Genomic DNA, 20,193 nt, shown 5'->3' with positions numbered 1-20,193 from the left:
AGTGGCAAGCCTGTCGATGAGACGCGAATCGACTCCAAGCCAACCAACTGTCAGTCCACACGCCAGACAAGTCAGTTACGTACTCGGTCTGCGCCCGGCTTTGATTCTCGGACAGATTTTGGTCAGGCGGAGAAACCATGCTCCCAACCCGGAGGTTCGAAACGCTCCCTTGTCAGAGCCAGGGTGGTTGCTCGGCCAGATCGACATTTATACATGAAGCTGGGCCAGCGTGACATTCACATTTCCGTACGTCTTGCGGGGCATTGCGTGACAAAAAAGGCCCGCCTTTCGGCGGGCCTTGAACCGACGCTAAATCCGGTCGGCCGTGTTTGGAGTTCTATTATCGCACCAACCGGACGAACAAGTTGCCGCTTCCGATCGGTATGGTCACCGTCTTCGAGCCGCCAACAACGACGATCGGTGGCTGCGGACTCAGGTCGGCGTAGGGACCCGTGACGCTCGTCGCGCTCTGGACAACGTAATCGCACGTGTTCGTCGCCCACGAAACGATGACATTACTTCCTGACTGGGCAATGCCCAGGATCGGCAGTGTCGGATCAGCCTCGGGCGCCGGATGGCTGATGACCGTATAGACAGTCGTCTCAGTCGCCGAATCAGCACCCGCGGACGGGTTGTTCGTGCTGTTGATCGAGCCTTTCGCGGCGATGCAGATTTCCTTCGTCGTCATGGCAACGCTGGAACCGATGGTCTGAATCGTTTGTACTCCAGCACCAACCCGGTCCTGATTCACAAACGGGAAGAACTCGGGGCTCAGGAAGCTGAAGTTACTCCTACGCGGATTGAACTGCACCACCCGCGCCGCGATTTGGCGAAACGAGAAATTGGCCGCATCGGAATTATCTGGATTGACTGCGTATGTGACACACACGCGATCACAGGCATCCACTGCCAGATTCACGCGGTCCGGGCCATGATTTCCACCTCCATCACCTGGCTGGTAACAGGTCGTAATCGCTGTCTGGGCGACAAACGCTCGTGTCCGTGAATCCCAAACCGCCAACCGGACAATACCATTCGTGCCTTCGTTGATCTCACCAGCCAGATAAACGTACGGGCTGAAGATATGAGAGGCAATGCGCGTCCCGTCCCCACGACCTGTGTCAAAGCTGACCCCCGACGCGCTTTGCAGAGTCGAGCCTTGGAGATTCCCGGCGTTGTTGTAGAAGTAAATCGTGTCATGGCAACGCACAGCAAACCCACCCTTGAACGCGCTCACATTGTCCCAAATGTCCCGCGGATCAACCAGTGTGTTGCTTTTCACGATTCCACCACTCGGTGTTATGATCGCAAAAGTAGTGACGTTGGCAGCGGGATCGGTGTAGGTCGTCTTGTCATGAATCACTACCACGCTGTTCCCATTGTCCAAGACCGTCAGTCCGCCGCCAAAACGGGAGACTTCCGGTGCATTTCCCGCATACGCAGCCGTCTGCTGACCATTGACAGCATCGAAGGCCTTGTGGAGTGGACTTTGCACCAAGGTTGAAGTATTCAACGAATAGGTTTGAACGGCACCGTAACGGTTCCCTCCGTTGTACATGCCGCTCGTGGTCCCGGCAGCCCAACGGGTGTCGGACAGGAATGGCGCAAATCCATCAGGCGAAGATTCACCGCCAGCAATAAAGCTCGTGGCGCCCGGACGCTTATCACCGGCCACGCGGCCAGGGTTTCCGTTTTGGCGGGAACCGTTAATTTGCCCCCGGTAAGCCGCACCCGCGTCGGTGTAGAACGCCTCACCGATCTTGGCCGTGCCGCCACCGACGGGCTGTAAAGTGACTGCGTAGCGCTGATTCACTTGAGCTCCATCGTCGGCAAAAGTGTTGGCTTCAATCAGGAACGTGCTATTGCCCAGCACGCTGCAGAAAGGTTCCCAGTTCCCCAAGTTCGGAACTTGTACCGCCGGGTTGAGCGGACCATTTGTGTAGAAGTTGGCGGAATTGTACCAGAGGGCTTTATCCGGCACAATGGTCGTCATGCCAGCCGCGCTGGCGCTGCAGGGAGTTAGATTGCAGGGCGGGGCGTCAAATATTCTGAGGGCAAGAACATTATCTGCAAGGACCGGGCTGTTCAGACTGCCCCACATCACGGCGATGGTATTGCCTCGCCAAGCAACGCGCGGCCGTCCAGCAGTGTTGCCCGCGATGGCATTAGTCGCATTCTCGCGCTCGCTCACATAGAACACGGGCCCAATGGGATTACCACAAGGATCGAACACGCGCGCTTGAGTCAAGCGGAACACGTTGCCGTTATTAGTGTCATTATTTGAGGCGTCAAACGCTACAATGACCCTCCCGGCTTCGTCAATGGCCGCATCCAGACGGTCGGAATTGGCGTATAGGCCCGAGTCGTTCGTTTCCGTAACCGCGCGCGAGTAACGCACAGTGCCATTGGCGTTAAACACCGTTACCCAGGGTCCTCCTGCGCCGCTGTTAACGGCATACACATAAGCGTCGTTGCCATTGCCTTTGAAACCCATGCCGTCCCCGCGACCAGCAGTGGCCGCTTCTGGATGGCCCGTCACTGCTGCAACATTGATGTTCGTCCCCAGCGGGTTGCCATTATTGTCAAACAAGCGCATCTTGTCCCCAGCCTGACTAAAGCGGATCGCAAAACCATTGGCTGTCGCCGCCACACCGTGCCACGCGTCCTGCCCCGCCGTCTGATCGCCAGCCAGTTCTGAAGTCGCCACTGAATAAGCCTTCACCACCCCGCCCGACGAATTCAAGACTTTATAAACCACAACGTTGCCGTTGGTCTGGCCGGTTAGCGCACGGTCTTCTGTCTGACGGCTAAAGCCCGCGATCACGATGTTCCCGTTGGACAAGAATTCAAGATCAGTTGGCCGGATATCACCGTTACCGCCGTTCGGTTCTGTATCTGCGTCGGAAAATGACACAATCCCTGCCACGTCCGGACCTCCCGCAGATGTGTTCCGGCTACCATCGTTGTTAAGCAACTGCACGAACGGAGAACCATTCGCCGTAGCACCGCCGCCATCTACGTTGATGGCGGTCAACTCTGGAATTTCACAAGCGATACCGTCGCACCCGGCCATAAACCCAAACCCCGGGCCAAACCAGTTGCCCTTGGCCTTCCCTCCGTAATCTCCAGTGTAATGCGGAGTCGGACTGCCATTCGAACGGAAGAAGGACCGAGTCGTGCAGTTCGTGATCGCTTCCGCGGTCGCAAAGCATGCGCTACCCACAATATTTGTGATCGTTACCGCCGGCGTGAGCAAAGCGCCCAGCGCGCTATACACCGTCCAATTAGCTTCAAAATCCAAGATCCCGCCGTCGTCATCCTCATATGCCAAGACCACATTGGTATTAGACGTGATGGTAATGTCACCAGTCTCGAGACTGTTGTTGTTGTAGTTGGTGTTGACGTCGATTGTCGACGTTCGTGGGGTCAGCCCGGCGTCTTCCGGCGAGCCCACTTGGGCCAGCGAGAGCGACGAAGTTATGACCAATGCGAGGAGTGTTATGATTTTTGTTTTCATGGTTCTCATGGGGGTTGAGTTGAGATTTTCAGAACGTCTGTTCAATGACAGCCATTGGGTTATGCCTATTTCTACAAACGATCAAGTTTCCATGCAAGTGTTTTTTTTACTTTTTTTTCCACTTGAGAGTTATGAATTTCGCTTTCACAGCCGGCTTCCACTTTAGATTTTCTGAACGGCCGTTGTTTGTATTATTTACCACGTCTCGCAGTAATCAAATCCTGAAACCATGAAAGGATGCCCGTTGATTTTCTTACACGGGTGTCACAGTTCGATCGACCGAACCAGGTAAGGAAATGTTGCATTTGATTGCGCGCACAAATGAATTCGTGGTGAACTTACGCGGGAGCATCCTCTTTATTCGGAAGTTGGGTTCCATCAGTAGATGGTATCAAAATGTTCCGGCAGATTGCCAAAACTGGGTTTCACCGTTTCAACGTGCCCATCGGCAAAAGTAACGGTCCCCTTACCGGAGTGGCGGTTGCTGATGTAGCTGGGCAAGGAAGTGAACGGCGGGGGATGTGCCAGGCCAATGAGTCTGACCGTGGTCGGGGTCCACCGCCCATCGTCGGGCAAATTCCTGTAGGCGTGTTCTTCAACGAGCATGAGCTTGGCCCCTGGGCGGCGAACCGTGGTTGATTTGAAGAGCAGCGGGTCACCGTAACCCGGATCACCAGGAATAAGCGAAGTAATACCGTGGTTGATCCCGTTCATCGTCAGGCCAGTACCCTCGAACCAACTGTTGGCTGTGTAACTGTAAAGGTAGTTTCCCACTGGTTGTCCGTTCGGAGTAGCTGCGCGCACCTTAATGTCTCGGTCGGACGGGCATTGAAACAGATTGGTGACGAAGCGGCCGATAAATGGAACGATGGCCCCATTGTTGATATCTGCCCTCCGAGAGTTGGCGGTAATCCTAGCATCATCGCAATTCCAATAAATCCAGTCTTCGTCCACCGGCGGGGTAGGTTGTCGGGCGGCGCATCCGGGAAAAGTGTCCCGGTAGTCGCCCACGTAAAGCATAAACGCCAGCCCGATTTGTTTTAGATTGTTGATGCAACTGACATGCTGGCCTTTCGCCTTCGCTTTTGACAAGGCGGGCAAAAGAAGGCCCGCGAGAATGGCGATGATGGCAATGACGACCAACAACTCAATCAACGTGAATGCCCGCCCTGATGACCGCGCGGAGTGGCGGGTAATTCGAAACCGTCGGGTGAAACTCAGGACGCTATGCGTCTCTTTCTCGGCGACCATTCTGGTCACCGACGAAACGTCGGTAGTTTTCATGAACCTTTTGGGATTTTAAGTGATACAAAAATAATTGTTACACCTGTGGTGTCAAGAATCATTTGGGGTTCTTGCCCAGCGATAATCGTTTGAGTTGATGAAGCCGGGATTGACCGTGTTTGGTGAAGGGCCGTCACCTATTCGTAATGGCGGGCTTGAATTCCGCATCCAACCGCTTCAGCACCGCGTAGAAGTTCTCGAGGTTGGCTTCCGTGGCATCTTTGTGGCGGCGGCCTGCCGAATTATCAATTTCCTCAATAATCTGTTTAAGCTCCACCAATATGGGGTCCACTCGCTCCTTCTTGTCACCCTCCAGCTTACGAGATAACGCATCCACGAAAGTGCCGATGTAATACATCTGGTTATGGATGAACAGAAGGTCGTTGGTCTTGAATGCTGTGCTCAGCAATGCTGGTTGCTGTTGCAAAACATTGTTCACGGCTTCCGGCGAATGCGGGTCAACCTTCACTGCGGGCTGGGGCTTGTTACAGGCGCTGGCAAGCAAACCAAACATCACTACGCACAAACCCGTCATCGATGTTATTGTCTTCATAATTGTTCTGAAAGCGCCAAGGTGAATTTCGCGATTGTTGCAGGAATCTTCAACTCAAAACTACGTGAAACCGTTGCGTTGGACGCACCAGTGGCGCCCTCGGACATTGAGATCAACCCTGGTTCGTCGCGTAACATTGATACGTGCCGGGTGCGCCCCCCCCGCAAAGAATCCCTGCCGGGCTTGACCAACGCTGACGTAAAGCTTGAAAATGCTTCCTACTTTTGTAAGCGTGCTTCGAAACACAATCGTTATGAAACTGTTCCGTGTATCCATCGGAATTCTTCTGGGCTCAAGTTTGCTCTTCATGATCGGGCTGGCGCAACCCAAACTTGACATCGCCTGGCAGGGCACGAACGTCTTGCTCTCCTGGTCGGCCACCAATTCCACGAATATCATTCTGCAACAAACCACCACGCTGCCGTCATCCAACGACTGGACCGCCGTACCGCAACTGCCCGCCCCGGGTACCGGCACGTTCTACGTATTGCTCCCACCGACGAACAACGCTTTGTTCTTCCGCCTCTTTCTCGCCGCCAGCAACATCGTTGATGAACCGGACGACGCTTTCATCGATTCGAATGGCGATGGCATTGATGGCGATGTGACGCGGGCGATCTTCGTCGCGACGTCCGGTAATGACGGCTTTCCTGGAACGATGGCGCAGCCCGTGCGCACCTTGGCGGAAGGCATTCAGCGCGCGGCAGCGGCAAACAAGGACGTTTACGTAGCGGCTGGCGTTTATACTTCAGGCACGCTGAATCTTTCCAATGGAGTTTCCATTTATGGTGGCTACAGTTCTGCCGATTGGTCGCGCAACGATGCGTTCACTGTCAATGTCACGGTCACCAACGCAACGGCGGTAAACGCTGGCAATCTCACGAACAGGACGACGCTGGATCATTTGACGATCACCGGTGGGAACGCGTCAGGTGCAGGGGCAAGCGCCTATGGCATTTATGCCCTTAACGGTTCCGGCCTGGTTATCCGGCGCTGTTCGATTCAGGCAGGCAATGGTGGGAACGGAATTGCGGGTTTCAGCGGCGTTAACGGAGCAAACGCTGTAGACGGCCAGCTCGGTCAGCCTGGCTGCGAAGATAGTTCCGGCTTTTGCAGTTCTTGCAACCGGCCGGGTGGCGGCCCAGGTGGAACTTCGCCTTGCGGGCGAACCGGAGGTCAAGGTGGCGGTCCCGGTAACGGCGGTTCATCAGGCTCGTCCGGTCTCATCGGTGCTGGCGGCACCCTTGGCGGCCAAGGCACTCCTTGCTGTAATGGAAATTGGGATACGCCCACCAACTATTGGGGCAGCAACGGCGCGAATGGCACCAATGGCCTGAATGGTAGTGCCGGATTGCAGGGCGGCTACACGCAACTGGGATACGCCTCAACGAGTGGCAGCTCGGGCACTGGCGGTACCCCCGGTAACGGCGGCGGCGGCGGCGGGGGGGGAGGTGGTGGTACTGTTAACTGCGATTCCTATGGCGGGGGTGGTGGCGGGGGTGGTGGCGGGGGTTGCGCCGGAACTGCCGGCACTGGTGGCCAATCCGGCGGTGGTTCGTTCGCCATTTATCTCTGGAACTCGGACGCGGGAATTGAGAACAGCACACTCGCTACCGGCAATGGCGGCGGCGGCGGCGGCGGCGGCGCTGGCGGCGGCGGTGGTGCTGGCGGCCTCGGCGCTCATGCCGCAACACTTCTCGGCGCAGGGAACAATTACGGCGGCGGCGGTGAACAAGACGATGGCTCAAATGGAGGTCGCGGGGGTGACGGTGGCAACGGCGGCAACGGCGGACATGGTGGCGGTGGGGCCGGCGGGCCTTCGATCGGGCTTGTGCGTGCCGGCAGTTCGAATCCACAAACGAATTCGCTGAGTTTCACCCTCGGCAACGGCGGGGACGGCGGCAGATCACCGGGCAACGCTGGACCGCCCGGAGTTGTGTCAACGACTTACCCCTAGCAACCGGCGATAGATAATATAAGTCTCTGGTCACCACCAAAGCGGTCATCATCGTCACCGGAACGGGGCAAATACTTTCTTCCGAACGATCGAAAAGCATCCCAGTATCCCTGTCGGGCTTAACCAACACTTGACCTTTCCATTCCACAAGGCATACTACGCGGCTCGGTCTGAAAAATTATGCAGCATATACGCAACATCGCCATCATCGCCCACGTTGACCACGGCAAGACGACGCTCGTCGATTGCCTGTTGAAACAGTCGGGCACCTTTCGCGCCAACCAGGCCATCGCCGCCGAGGAGCGCATCATGGACTCCATGGATCTGGAGCGCGAAAAAGGCATCACCATCAAGGCCAAGAACGCCGCGTTCAAATACAAGGATTATCACGTCAACATTGTTGACACGCCCGGCCACGCGGATTTTGGCGGCGAGGTCGAACGCATTCTCAACATGATCGACGGTGTGTTGCTGGTCGTCGATTCGGTGGATGGCCCGCAGGCCCAGACGCGCTTCGTCCTTCGCAAGGCGCTCGAAGTCGGCGCCAAACCCATCGTCGTCATCAACAAGATCGACCGCGAAAATGCCATGCCCCACAAGGTGCTCGACGCGGTGTTTGAATTGTTCGTCTCGCTCCATGCGACCGATGAGCAACTTGATTTCCCGGTCATTTATGCCAGCGCCAAGCTCGGATTCGCCAAGGTGGAATTGGAGCACGTCAGCGGCACCATGGACCCGTTGTTCGAGGCGATCATCAAACACATCCCGCCGCCCCGCGCCCATGCGGGCACCGATTTGAAATTGCTCGTCGCCAATCTGGATTACTCCGATTACCTGGGTCGAATTGCGCTGGGCAAGATTCTCTGCGGCCAGATCAAGGTCGGCGATCCGCTCGTTTGCATCCACGGCAACGGCAACAGAACGAAGTCCAAAGCCACCGCGCTCTTTCATTTTCAAGGATTGCAACGGATTGAAATCCAGGAAGCCCATGCCGGCGACATCATTGGCGTGACCGGCTTCGACGATGTGTTCATCAGCGAAACCATCACCAACTCCGAGACCGTGACGCCGGTCCCGTATGTGCCGATCGATCCACCGACGATTCAAATGCAATTCGCCGTCAACGACAGTCCGCTCGCCGGGCAGGACGGCAAACTCGTCACCGCCCGTCACATCTGGGAACGGCTCGTCAAGGAAACCCGCACCAACGTCGCGCTGCGGGTCGAGCAGACGGACGCGCCGAACATTTTCAACGTCAGCGGGCGCGGTGAAATGCAGATCGCCATCCTCGTCGAGCAGATGCGACGCGAAGGTTACGAAGTCCTGGTTTCCCGTCCCGAAGTGATTTATCGCAAAGACAAGGACGGCCACCTGCTGGAGCCGATTGAAAAGCTCTTCCTCGAAATCCCCAAAAGCTCCATGGGCGACGTGTTGCAAAACCTGGCCGACCGCAAGGGCGAAATCATCAACATGAATCATCACGGTGATGAAGTGAGCATTGAAGCGTTGATTCCCACGCGCGGCCTCATCGGTTTTGAAACCGACCTCGTCAACCAGACGCGCGGCCTCGGCGTCATGAGCCATCTCTTCCACGAGTATGGCGCGGACCGCGGCGACATTGCCGCGCGCAAGAATGGTTCGCTCGTCAGCATGGAATCCGGCGAAGCGATGGCCTACGCGCTGAACATGGTCCAGGAACGCGGACGGCTCATGGTCGAACCGGGCGAACAGATTTACGTCGGGATGATCGTCGGCGAAAACGCCCGCGAGAACGACATTCCGGTCAACCCGTGCAAGGCGAAACGTCTGACCAACATGCGTTCGCAAGGCGATGGCAAAGGCATCCAACTCGACGCGCCGTTGCGGATGTCGCTCGAACGCGCGCTTGAATACATCGGCCCGGATGAGTACGTGGAAGCCACGCCGAAGAACCTGCGCCTGCGCAAGAAGGAACTCGACGAAACCAAACGCAAACGCGCCGCGCAAAGCCGGGCGACTAGAGTGGTGGCGGAGTAACAACGACATTGCCTACTGTGGAAAGTTGAACGCGTCACGAGCTTTGCTCGTGTGGCTAGTTTCAATTCGGCGTGGCGGGCGAGGCCGGCCGTCTTGGCGGTCGAACCGAGCTTCGATCGTTTGCAGATGCATTCCTCGACGCGGGGCGATCCTTCTGCCGCCGACCGTCCCAAATCCGCTGAAAGCCGCCAAGGCGACAGAGACTCCTCCGGGTGCGCCGCAAACTCCCCGCAAGCTACCACCGGCCGTTCGCGGGGAACGAAACGACCGGGGAGCTGGTGTCGCGCGAACGGTTTCTCGACGCGGTCTGGGGCCTCGCTGGATTCCCGCCCACGCGCACGGTGGACAATCACATTGCAAATTTGCGCGCCAACATCGAACAATCCCGACGAACCGCGCTGGATCAAGACCGTGCCTGGGGTGGGATACCGGCTCGAAACAAGATGAACATCCAACATCCAACATCGAACAACCAACACTCAATTGAACGGCGAGCAACCAGCGGCAATTGGATGTTCGATGTTGGGCGTTGGTTATTGGATGTTTTTGCTTTTTTGCGGCCAGCCGATTTTACAAAAGTGTGACAATTGGTTGAGGCCGGTTGCGTCAAACTTGAAAGAAATCAGACAACTATGAAGACAAAACTTTTGCTCGGCGGAATTCTTCTGATCGCCGCAACTCTCGTTCGCGCGGCCACCAACGACCTCAGCAGCGCGCTCCAGAAAGGATTGTTTGAAGAAGAAGCCAATCGCAATCTGGACGCGGCCATTCAGGCGTATCAATCGGTCGCCGCGCGATTCGACAAAGACCGGCAACTGGCGGCCACGGCCATCTTCCGTTTGGGCGAATGTTATCGCAAACTCGGCAAGACCAACGAAGCAAATGTCCAATACGAACGCATACTGCGGGATTTCTCCGATCAAACCGACTTGGTGAAATTGAGTCGGAACAATGTGCAACGTCCACAATCCGGTCCCGAGGCTTTCACAGAGGCACTGCGCAGAAATGTGCAACAAAACGCTGCGCAAACTGAAGCGGCTTCCATGCAAGCACAAATTGAGGAACTGAAAAGGCTGACCCCCGAAAAGCGGCGGATCGCCATCCAGCAAAATTATCCCAATCCGTATTTGACCACGTTGATGCAGGACTTGAGCCGGGCGGAACAAAACTTGGCCGGTCTCCAAAAGGATTATGGCCCGGAGAGTTCAGAAGTGCAGAAGGCCCGTGCGGTTTTGGACACGATCAATAATCAGATCAATGCCCAGTTGGAAGGCGTGATGCAAGGACTGGAGCTGAAAATGAAAGCTGCACTTCAAGCGGCAAAAACGGAGCAAGCATCATCTGAGAAAAATGCTTCCGGCGGCGGCAGTGACGCCCTTGCCACGACCGACGACGAGGAAAAAGAAATCCGCCGCATCCAGGCGATGATCCAGAACAGCCCCGACCTCATCAACGCACCGTCGGGTGATCCCAACCTCACGCCGCTGTGCCGCGCTGCCCGCATGGCGCAGTCGCGAGTCGCGGAGTTCCTGTTGTCCAATGGCGCGGACGTGAACTTGAATCGGCCCCTCTCCTACGCCGCAGGTGACGGGCATAAAGCGATGGTCGAATTGCTCCTGCGACGCGGAGCGGCGGTCAATGCCGTCGACGGCGCGGGTCAGACGGCTCTGCACCGGGCGGCAGAACGCGGATTCCTGTCGGTCGCTGAAGCTCTGTTGGCCGCCAAGGCCGACCCGAACCTCCGCGACGAAACGGCGCGCACTTCGCTTACCCTTGCAGTGGAGAACGGCTCTCGGCCCGTGGCAGCGGCGCTGCTCGCGCACGGAGTGGATCCGAACATTGTCAGCCGAACGCGCAAGAATTGGGGGCGCGATCGGACGACCGAAGGTGCGCCGCTTCATTTCGCCGTCGTGCGCGGAGACGCGGCGATGGTCTCCCTGCTGCTGACCAATCGTGCGGACCTGACCTTGCGCAATTCCTTCGGTGAATCGCCGCTCGACCTCGCGGCGATTCTGGGCAAGACGGCCATTGCGGCTCAACTGCTTGCCGCGGGCGCGGAAGCGAACGGCAGCGAGCCTGCCACAGGTGCATCAACCCCGTTGCACCACGCCGCAAGCGGTGGGCACCGCGATGTTGCAAAGCTCCTGCTCGAACACGGCGCCAATCCGAACGCAACTGCTGTTCGCGGCCAGGCTGAGGTCACGCCATTGATGATCGCCGCCGGCAACGGAGACGCCGAGATCGTTTCGTTGCTGCTGATGCACAAGGCCAATCCAAATCTGCTGGACGCGCAAGGCAACACAGCGCTTTGGAACGCCATCAACAGCCGAAAAGTGGACGTGATAAGATTGCTGCTGGCGAACGGAGCAAATCCCGACCAACTCCGTGCCGACGGCTATGCGCCTCTGGTCATCGCCATTGGCAACCTTCAGGACAAAGCCATCGTGGCCGCGCTTCTGGATGCTAAGGCAGATCCAAACGCCAAGGACAAGAGCGGCATGACTCCGCTGCATCATGCGGTTCAGATCGGTCGGAAGGAATTTGTTGAACTGCTATTGGCAAGAGGCGCTGATCCCAACATCCGGAACAACCAGGGTCAAACCCCGCTGGATATCCTGAAGCCGAAAAGCGGTGAGTTGGCTGAATTACTCCGCCAGCACGGCGCGCTGGATGAGTTGCCGGACTTTTCCAGCGTTCGCGTGACGCGGGCAGGTGTTCCCCAGCAGATCGTGTTCAGAAAAGATGCAAATGGAATCAACGGTTTCACCGTGCTGGAGGCGGTTCGCAACTTTTATCCTCAACCCGTCAACTCGCAGAAGTTCGTTGGCGGTTCCTTGGTTTCCTACCAGCAGAACCCCACCGCACTGTCTTTCCCGGACTTTTCAAGGATTACTATCGTGCGGCGGACTGGAACCAAAGCGGGCGAGCAAAAGGAAATTCAAGTGAATGTACTTGGAGGGACAAACGGTTTTGATCGAACAAAGGATGTAAGTCTTGAATTTGGCGATTTGGTTGAAATCCGGGAACGGGAGCACGCCTTGTCGGAAACGGCGGTTGGTTTGACTCACAATCAGGATCAACAACTCCTAGAGTGTCTGTCACGGCAGGTAATCTTCGTTATCAAAGGCCAGCCGAACGAAGTCGCGATTCAAGGCCGTTCAGAAGCAGCGTATCTCTCGTCCGCGCTTCAGCAAGACACAGTGCGAAGAATTCTCCGCTCTTCCTCTGACCTGTCTCGCATCAAGGTCAAACGAACCAACCCTGCGACGAACGAGACGAAGGAATTCGTTGTGAATGCGCAGGAGTTCCTGGATGGCAAAAAGCCGCGTCAAGACGACCTCTGGCTGCGCGACGGCGACGTAATCGAAGTGCCAGACAAACCCTGAAAAATACCCAAACACCCAAAATCCAAGCACCCAAAACACAAACGCCCAAACCGCGAGCGGCGCAAAGTATTGGGCCTGGAAACAGTTGGGTATTTGGTTGTTTGGGTGCTTGAGTGATTGGGTAATTGAAGTTTTCTCGCGCGCCACTTTCCCACTTTCCCACTTTCCCTTTCGATTGTAGCCTCGTCGCGATGCTCAACTACATCTGGCTTGGACTGGTCGTGGGCGCCGTGCTCATCGGCGGTTGGGACGGCCGGCTCAAGGAGGTCGCCGACAAAAGTTTCGAGATGGCCGAGTTCGCGGTGGTCAAGACGGCGTTTCCGCTGATCGGCATCATGGCGCTGTGGCTCGGCATCATGCGCGTGGCCGAACGCGCGGGGCTGGTGACGTTGCTCGCACGCGCGCTGCGGCCCGTCATGCGCCGAATTTTCGCGGATGTCCCGTCCGATCATCCGGCGATGGGTTCGATGTTGATGAACATCGCCGCGAACATGCTCGGTCTGGGCAACGCCGCCACGCCGCTCGGCCTGCGCGCAATGAAGGACCTGGAATCGCTCAACCCGCGTCCCGGCACGGCGACGAATGCGATGTGCACCTTTCTCGCGATCAATACCAGTTCCGTGCAGCTCATTCCGGTCACAGCCATCGCGATTCTGGCCGCGAACAAATCCCCCAACCCAACGGCGATCGTGGGCACGGCGATCATTGCCACGGCCTGCGCGTGCTTTTGCGGCGTGACGATGGCGAAGTTTCTCAGCCGGTTGCCGATATTCCGGTTGGCGGAAGCACCCCGCGCTGATGAATCGGGTAGCAGCCGAGGTAACGAGGCTCACTCTGAAATCCGAAACAGTCAGAGCCGACTGACGTCGGCTGCTACCAATCAAGAGACTGACAGAGCTGCCGTCAAGGAGGCAGCCACGTTGCAACCGCTGCGATGGTGGGGCGGCGTCATTCTCGCCTCGTACGCGTTTTTCTTCCTTGTGTTGTTTCTGCGGTTGGCGTTTCCGAGTGTGTTGGGTTTGGAGTTGTCCGCCGAATCCGCGGCGCAAACAACTTTTGTCCGGGTGGTAGATTCGATTTCCAAACTCTCGATTCCGTTTCTGCTTTCGGCATTTCCGCTTTACGCAGCACTGCGGCGGGTAAAGGTCTATGAAGAATTCGTGGACGGAGCGAAGGAAGGGTTCGAGGTGGCGATTCGCATCGTGCCGTATTTGGTGGCGATCCTGGTGGCCATCGGCATGTTCCGCGCGGCCGGCGGCATTGAGTTGATCACAGCGTGGCTCAAGCCGCTGATGGATGTTTTGCACTTCCCATCCGACTTGCTGCCGCTGGCCTTGATGCGGCCATTGAGCGGCAGCGGGTCGCTTGGAATTTTCACAGAACTGGTGAAGCAATTCGGGCCAGACAGCTTGATTGCGCGCATGGCGGGGACGATTTACGGAAGCACGGAAACGACATTTTATGTGCTGGCAGTTTATTTCGGCGCGGTGAGCGTGCGGCGCACACGATACGCGGTGCTGGCGGGATTGACGGCAGACTTGGTGGGAATCATTGCTTCGGTCATTATTTGCCGATTGGTTTTTCCGGCGTAGCCGCCGACGTGGGAAGGCGGCTTTCAGCGTTGGAATCCCGTTTCCGACGGTCGATCGGTTACAATGGCTTTCAAGGCGGACGGCGGCTGTTCGTGGGCCAGCGGGCGTTCAAGGAGAAACAATAATAGGCTTCAAATCGGGAGCCAAAAAATGAAAATGGCGCAAATTGAGGGTGTAGATTCTTTCCGCGCCCGCCTTCCGTGCGGACGCGAGCAGCAGCAAATCGTAAATGGCGGCGCCCCGGCTGCCGATCGGAACGGCGGATTGAATCGCCTTCAGATAATCTGAAAGCGACAACGTAACGGGGTCGAGAAGTTCGACGATGCTTTTGTCAATGGCTTGCCGGGCGTCGGCAGGAGGAATGCCGAGCTTGCCGGTCAAGGTGTTGTAAATCTCCGCCAGACTATGGAGTGAATAACATCCGCCTCGCGCACGATTGAGTGCGGCGCTACAGGCCGCGTGATGCGATTCGTCCTCGCACAGTGCCGCGACCAAAATCGACGAATCAAAAAAATCCTTCATTCCCGATCCGCCCGCGCCTGTTCGATGGCTTCGACGGCATTGAACTTTTTACCGGTGCCGGCGAGCACCAACAGCCGACCTTTCTTCCTCAGGCGGGACACAGATTTTGAAGGGATCAATTCCAGTTCGATCCGGTTTCCCAATGCATCGACGCGAAAAACGGCGGGGCCGTTCAGGTTCAATTTTCCACGCAGCCGCTTGTTTAACACAATCCGGCCCGCCGGGTCCATGGTAACTGTCTCAATCATGAGGCTAAAATAGTTTATGGCATGCCAAATGGCAAGACCAAAGCCATGACCGAAACCAATACCGACTGAACCTGGAGCGTCATGGGAGTCTTGATGAATCGCAAGCTGTATCGCGGATCTGCCGGCATTCACACACGGAACTGAATGCTCGACAATTGATTGACTGGGCGTTCTGGTCGACCGACCCGAGCAGGGTTGCGCTGGCAGTCATCTACTTCTCGTAAACGCACACACGCGCGGGCGGAAGGTTCAGCAACACCCACTCGGACGCAATGAGACGGAAATGGGCGGCGGCGGCGTTCGGCTGTCGTTTGCCGATGTGATAGCTGTATTGAACGTAGCGACCGCGCGGACGCAGAACGGCGCGGATTTTTCTGGCGAGGCGATCAGCGGTTTCCGGCTCGAAGTTCATCAATGGCAAACTGGAAAAGACCACGGCGACGTTTCTGGATTGATTGACCTGCATTTTCAATACGTCGTCCAGGTCGAGCGCGTCGCCGGTAACGACGTGGGTTTCGGGAAACTGCTCGCGAAGGTGTTCCGCCATCTTCGGAGATTTTTCAATGGCGACCAATCGATCCGGCGCGTGACCGCGTTCCAGAATTGCCCGGGTGACGACGCCAGTGCCGGGGCCAAGCTCCAGCACGTAGGAATCCGGTTCGGGCGGCAACCAGCGCGCCATGGCGGCGGCAAGATTCTTGGAACTAGGCGCAATCGCCCCGATTTGACGTGGATCGTTGACCCATTCTTGGAGGAACAGAGTCGTGGCGCTCAGTCTGGCAAGCAACGGTGTTTCCATTGGATTGAAATCGATTTCATAGTTAACCGCCAACTCCATGACTTGCCCCTCAGTCCTGCCCTGAGGTGACAATCCCTTGCCGCTCGTCCTCGGCAACCGGCATCGTGAACGGACACACACTAATCCAATCTGCGGTCCCTGCGCCAGAGAAAAGTTTAGGCGGAAACTTCCTGCGGGCCTTTGCCGCCGTTGACCAGAAACAACACCGCCATGCGCACGGCCAGACCGTTGGTTACCTGTTCCAGAATCACCGAACGGACACAATCGGCGACATCGCTGTCAATTTCCACACCGCGATTGATCGGGCCGGGGTGCATGATCAAGGCATCCGGCTTGGCGCGCGAAAGCCGCGCCCGGTTCAATCCAAACAGACTGGTGTATTCGCCGAGGCTGGGAAACATTGTTTTGCGCTGCCGTTCATGCTGGATGCGCAACAGATTGATGATGTCGGCTTGGGCGATGGCTTCATCCACATCGTAAGTGACGCGGCAACCCATTTGTTCAAAGACGCGCGGCACGAGCGTGGCCGGGCCGCAAAGTGTTACTTTGGCGCCAAGTTTTAACAACGCCCAGATGTTCGAGCGAGCCACCCGACTGTAAAGCACGTCGCCCAGGATGGTGACATTCAACCCGGCGATGCTTCCCTTCCTTTCGCGGATGGTGAAGGTGTCGAGCAACGCCTGTGTGGGATGTTCATGCGCGCCATCGCCGGCGTTGATCACACTGGCGTTCAGAAAGCGCGAGAGAAAATGCGGCGCACCCGTGGCGCTGTGGCGAATGATGATGATATCGGCGTTGAGCGCTTCCAGATTGCGGGCGGTGTCCTTGAGCGTCTCGCCCTTTTTGAACGAGGAGGCTTCCGCCGAGAAATTGATGACGTCCGCCGTCAAACGTTGCGCCGCCAGCTCGAAACTTATTCGGGTGCGGGTGGACGGTTCAACGAACAGGTTGACGACGGTCTTTCCGCGGAGCGCCGGGACCTTCTTGATGGCGCGCTCGCCGACGGCTTTGAAGGCGCGGGCCGTGTCGAGCACGGTGATGATCTCCTCCGCGGTGAGCGATTCGATGTCGAGCAGATGTTTGCGGTTCCAGCTCATTTCTTTTCGAGACACACTTCGTCCTTGCCGTCGGTTTCTTGAAGTTGCACACGGACATTCTCAGTGAGCGCCGTCGGCACATTTTTGCCCACAAAGTCGGCCTTGATCGGCAGTTCGCGATGGCCGCGGTCGATGAGCACGGCCAGTTGAATTTTTTGCGGGCGGCCAAAATCGTTGAGGGCATCCATCGCCGCACGGACGGTGCGGCCGCGGAAAAGCACGTCGTCCACGAGCACCACGGTTTTGGCGTTGAGGTCGAATGGCATTTGGGTTGGATGAACGTCAGGGGTCATCCGCTGATCGAGGTCATCCCGGTGCATACTCACGTCGAGACTGCCGGTGGGCACCGCGTGCCCCCAGATACCGCTCAAAATTGTGCCGAGCCGTTGAGCGAGATAAACCCCGCCACGCTGGATGCCGACGAGCGCCACTTCCGCACTGAGGTCGTTGCGCTCGGCAATTTCATGGGCGATGCGGGTCAGGGCGCGCTCAACGGCGGAAGCATTCAGGATGAGCGTGGATTCAGACATAAAAAAAGCGATCCGGCCCGCCCTGCGAACCAGTTCGCCCACTGAGAATGAGTTCGTTCATGGCTTTCCTTCGCAACCTCACCGGGCTGCCTTAAAGGAGACGACGCCAGCCGATCAGTTTTGGTGGCCGCTCGTCTGCCGGCTTTTCCGCCACTTGGCGCGATGTTTCACGATCCAATCGATCAAAGCGCGTTCGAATCCGATGTCACGTCCGGCTTTTTCCGATTCGATCCATTTATGCTTCAAAATCTCCTCGCGCTCGGCTTGGAACTCGCGATAGAGCGAGGAATTTTTCAGCAAGTCATCGCCCACAGGCAGCTCTTTCGTTTCGTTGGCCATAGTCAAGAACACACGGTCGCTTTCGACACAGGAACGTAACCATTCCGTCGCCCGATGACAATCTTAATTTGAGAGGAGCGCCGGCAACGATTTGCGGCGGAAATTCAAAACTTTGAACTTGAGGGTGGCAGGTGAGTTTGGCTAAATCCCCGTCCGCTTCAAACGGATTTGCGGCGGTAGGTTACCCAAGTGGCCAACGGGGGCAGACTGTAAATCTGCTGGCTTACGCCTTCGATGGTTCGAATCCATCACCTACCACCATCCAATTTCCTGCTGCTGGGTTTCTTTCTCAGCCTCGACCGCCCCGACCACGCATGACAACCTTTTGTCTCATATGAGACAAAAGGTTGTCATTAGTAATTCTTGGTTGGGAAACGTGATTTCAGAATCTCCCGCTGAGATCCCATGACAAACAAACGGATCACTCCCACGAAATCGCGTACCTGCCCTCGCCGTAGTCACGCGTCTTGATGATGATCCGCTGGTCTGCTGCATCAAACTTCCAGGCGCTTCCTTCGGGCAGGTCTTTGTCGTCCAGGTTGACGCTGACGGGTTTCAGCTTTGAAATAATACGAAGGATGTGAGGCTCGCGCTTCCCGGTGAATTCGATCTTCAACGATTTGCCGGAGTCCACCTTCACGGTGGTCTTTTCCGGGTTGGGATGCGTCTCGGGATGGAACAGCGTGAATTCGCTCCGGCCTTTGGGGTAGATGATCCAAGTCATAAACTCCGCGGAGTCCTGGTCCCCAAATCGCGTGTAGGGGCGCTTGACCTTCAGCGGCACGACGGCGCCATCGCGGACAAACACCGGGAACTCGTCGAGCGGAAAGTCGCGTGTTATTTGCAAGGGGCCTTGGAGGACAGCGTGGTCGTCAAAGAAATAACGCCAACCGCCCGAGGGCAATGAAACCGTGCGCATGAGCTTGTCTTCGTGAATCGGCGCCACGAGCAAGTCCTCGCCAAACAAGTATTGGAACTTCCCTTCAGTGAGCGGCCGGATGAGCGGCTTGTCGCCGCGGTGGCATCGCACAACATGCGAATACATGTAGGGAACAATCTCGGTATGGAGCCAGGAAAATTTACGGACGATCTCAAGCTCTGGCTGCGTGCGCTTCCACAAGCGGCGCTCACCGTGCCCGCCGTTGAGAAAGAATCCACAGAACGTCGAGAACTCCGCCCAGCGAATATAAATGTTGGGCGCAATTTCATCCTTGCCGGCAGCCGTGCCAAACTCAGCGCTGGTCGGGCCTCCGCTATTCGTCTTCGGCTTCCAGGAGGACAAGAGCGCGGCCGTCGCCGGGCCGATGTCGTCCGGATTGCTGCGGCCATTGTAGCCGGCGATGTCACTGCCGGTGACGCAATAGCCGAGCTTGGCGCTGAGCAGGATGTCGGTGATGGCTTCTTCAATCCCGCGGTCCTTGTATTTCCAAGTGTGTTGATTGTCGCCCATCCACGTCACGGTCGCCGCGTCCAATGGCGAAAAGCCTTCGGGATGGCTCCAAGGGCGATCCATCGCGCGGACCATGATCACGAACTCGGGATTCTGGGTGAGTCCGTACTGGTACTCATCGCGGGCGTAGTGGTCCATGTATTGGCGCGTGGTCATCCAGCCGGAGTGCACGCGGTTGAACGGCACGGGGAGCTTCCCGAGTTTGCCGGAGAAGAAAGTGTCGCAGCCATCCAGCTTCCAGCCGTCCACGCCCCAGTCCAACACCTGCTTCTGCATTCCATGCCACCACTTCATGGCATCGGGGTTGGTGTAGTCGATGAACCCGCCCTTGCCTTTCCACCAGCGCCACTGCTCGCCTCGCGCTGCCAGGTAACCCTTTGACCGCGCCTCGTCATAAAAAGCCTGAGAGTCGGTGACCTTGGTATCCTTGCTATGACTGTCCACCATGCAAGTCATCCAGAGGACGACGCGATATCCCTGGTCCTGCAAGCCGCGGAAGAACTTCTCCGGTTCAGGGTAACGGTCTTCATCCACCTTGAAGTCGTTGTAACGCCAACTCCACGGGCTGTCGATGAGGATGGTGCGCACTGGAAAGTCGTACTTCGCGTAACCTTCCAGCAACTCCTTCACGTAAGCCTCGTTGTTCACGTCGTCCTCCCACAGCCAGCATTCCAAGGCCCACGGCGGTGTCAGCGGCACGCGACCATGGCGCGAGCCGTTGAACGGAATGCCCCAGAACGGCAGGACGTAAATGAAATAAACAAAACCTGCCAGCAGGAAGAGCAAAACGAAAGTCGCTCTGAACATGCGGAACAAGCAACCACGTTTCTTTTTGACAGGTGCATTTTCCATCTGGCGAATCAAGGATCGTGTTGCGGACTTTTAATCTCTGCGAAAGTAATC

General features: G+C 56.9%; 15 protein-coding genes and 1 tRNA gene. 6 read left to right on the top strand and 10 right to left on the bottom strand.

What is annotated here, in order from left to right:
- Nucleotides 1–340 precede the first annotated feature (340 nt).
- The 3 genes from HY298_06375 to HY298_06365 form a co-directional block, all read right to left on the bottom strand.
- Nucleotides 341–3,517 (bottom strand): hypothetical protein, encoded by a 3,177-nt coding sequence (locus tag HY298_06375; protein MBI3849902.1) that lies wholly within the window; start codon nt 3,515–3,517, stop codon nt 341–343.
- A gap of 378 nt (nt 3,518–3,895) precedes the next feature.
- On the bottom strand, nt 3,896–4,768 hold the full coding sequence (locus HY298_06370) for a prepilin-type N-terminal cleavage/methylation domain-containing protein (protein ID MBI3849901.1): 873 nt from the start codon (nt 4,766–4,768) through the stop codon (nt 3,896–3,898).
- A gap of 166 nt (nt 4,769–4,934) precedes the next feature.
- Nucleotides 4,935–5,354, bottom strand: a complete 420-nt coding sequence (locus HY298_06365) for a hypothetical protein (protein ID MBI3849900.1) — start codon at nt 5,352–5,354, stop codon at nt 4,935–4,937.
- A gap of 253 nt (nt 5,355–5,607) precedes the next feature.
- On the opposite strand from HY298_06365, the gene HY298_06360 reads away from it, so the two are divergent.
- From HY298_06360 to HY298_06340, 5 genes are all read left to right on the top strand, one after another.
- Complete coding sequence (locus HY298_06360) at nt 5,608–7,311, top strand: PE-PGRS family protein (GenBank protein ID MBI3849899.1); 1,704 nt, start codon at nt 5,608–5,610, stop codon at nt 7,309–7,311.
- A 180-nt stretch (nt 7,312–7,491) separates the two neighbouring features.
- Nucleotides 7,492–9,327, top strand: a complete 1,836-nt coding sequence (typA, locus tag HY298_06355) for a translational GTPase TypA (protein MBI3849898.1) — start codon at nt 7,492–7,494, stop codon at nt 9,325–9,327.
- A gap of 212 nt (nt 9,328–9,539) precedes the next feature.
- Nucleotides 9,540–9,911: a winged helix-turn-helix domain-containing protein gene (locus HY298_06350; GenBank protein MBI3849897.1), complete on the top strand. Its 372-nt coding sequence runs from the start codon at nt 9,540–9,542 to the stop codon at nt 9,909–9,911.
- A 48-nt stretch (nt 9,912–9,959) separates the two neighbouring features.
- Nucleotides 9,960–12,713, top strand: a complete 2,754-nt coding sequence (locus HY298_06345) for an ankyrin repeat domain-containing protein (protein MBI3849896.1) — start codon at nt 9,960–9,962, stop codon at nt 12,711–12,713.
- 191 nt (nt 12,714–12,904) lie between these two features.
- Entirely contained in the window at nt 12,905–14,305 is a 1,401-nt protein-coding gene (locus HY298_06340; GenBank protein MBI3849895.1) for a spore maturation protein, read from the top strand.
- A 108-nt stretch (nt 14,306–14,413) separates the two neighbouring features.
- On the opposite strand, the gene HY298_06335 is transcribed toward HY298_06340, so the two are convergent.
- The 6 genes from HY298_06335 to HY298_06310 all read right to left on the bottom strand — a co-directional run bounded on the left by HY298_06335 (nt 14,414) and on the right by HY298_06310 (nt 17,840).
- The gene (locus tag HY298_06335; protein ID MBI3849894.1) at nt 14,414–14,827 is read right to left on the bottom strand and encodes a PIN domain-containing protein; all 414 of its coding nucleotides are present in this window, start codon (nt 14,825–14,827) and stop codon (nt 14,414–14,416) included.
- Nucleotides 14,824–15,207 (bottom strand): hypothetical protein, encoded by a 384-nt coding sequence (locus HY298_06330; protein MBI3849893.1) that lies wholly within the window; start codon nt 15,205–15,207, stop codon nt 14,824–14,826. Before HY298_06330 ends, HY298_06335 begins: the two co-directional genes overlap by 4 nt.
- Before the next feature lie 79 nt (nt 15,208–15,286).
- Nucleotides 15,287–15,874, bottom strand: a complete 588-nt coding sequence (locus HY298_06325; GenBank protein MBI3849892.1) for a methyltransferase domain-containing protein — start codon at nt 15,872–15,874, stop codon at nt 15,287–15,289.
- Nucleotides 15,875–16,029: 155 nt separating this feature from the next.
- Nucleotides 16,030–16,971, bottom strand: coding sequence for an aspartate carbamoyltransferase catalytic subunit (locus HY298_06320; protein MBI3849891.1), 942 nt, complete (start codon nt 16,969–16,971; stop codon nt 16,030–16,032).
- Nucleotides 16,968–17,501, bottom strand: a complete 534-nt coding sequence (gene pyrR, locus HY298_06315) for a bifunctional pyr operon transcriptional regulator/uracil phosphoribosyltransferase PyrR (protein ID MBI3849890.1) — start codon at nt 17,499–17,501, stop codon at nt 16,968–16,970. Before pyrR ends, HY298_06320 begins: the two co-directional genes overlap by 4 nt.
- A gap of 114 nt (nt 17,502–17,615) precedes the next feature.
- Nucleotides 17,616–17,840 carry a hypothetical protein gene (locus tag HY298_06310; protein MBI3849889.1) on the bottom strand — a complete coding sequence of 75 codons (225 nt, stop codon included), beginning with the start codon at nt 17,838–17,840 and terminating at the stop codon, nt 17,616–17,618.
- Between the two features lie 175 nt (nt 17,841–18,015).
- Here HY298_06310 and HY298_06305 point away from each other — a divergent pair.
- Nucleotides 18,016–18,101 (top strand) — tRNA-Tyr (locus tag HY298_06305).
- Nucleotides 18,102–18,261: 160 nt separating this feature from the next.
- Here HY298_06305 and HY298_06300 read toward each other — a convergent pair.
- Nucleotides 18,262–20,097, bottom strand: coding sequence for a glycoside hydrolase family 31 protein (locus tag HY298_06300; GenBank protein ID MBI3849888.1), 1,836 nt, complete (start codon nt 20,095–20,097; stop codon nt 18,262–18,264).
- Nucleotides 20,098–20,193 lie beyond the last annotated feature (96 nt).

Source organism: Verrucomicrobiota bacterium (genome assembly GCA_016200005.1).
Classification (GTDB): domain Bacteria; phylum Verrucomicrobiota; class Verrucomicrobiia; order Limisphaerales; family PALSA-1396; genus PALSA-1396.
Note: the sequence above shows the minus strand (reverse complement) of the source record. Positions and strands in the feature narration are given on the sequence as shown.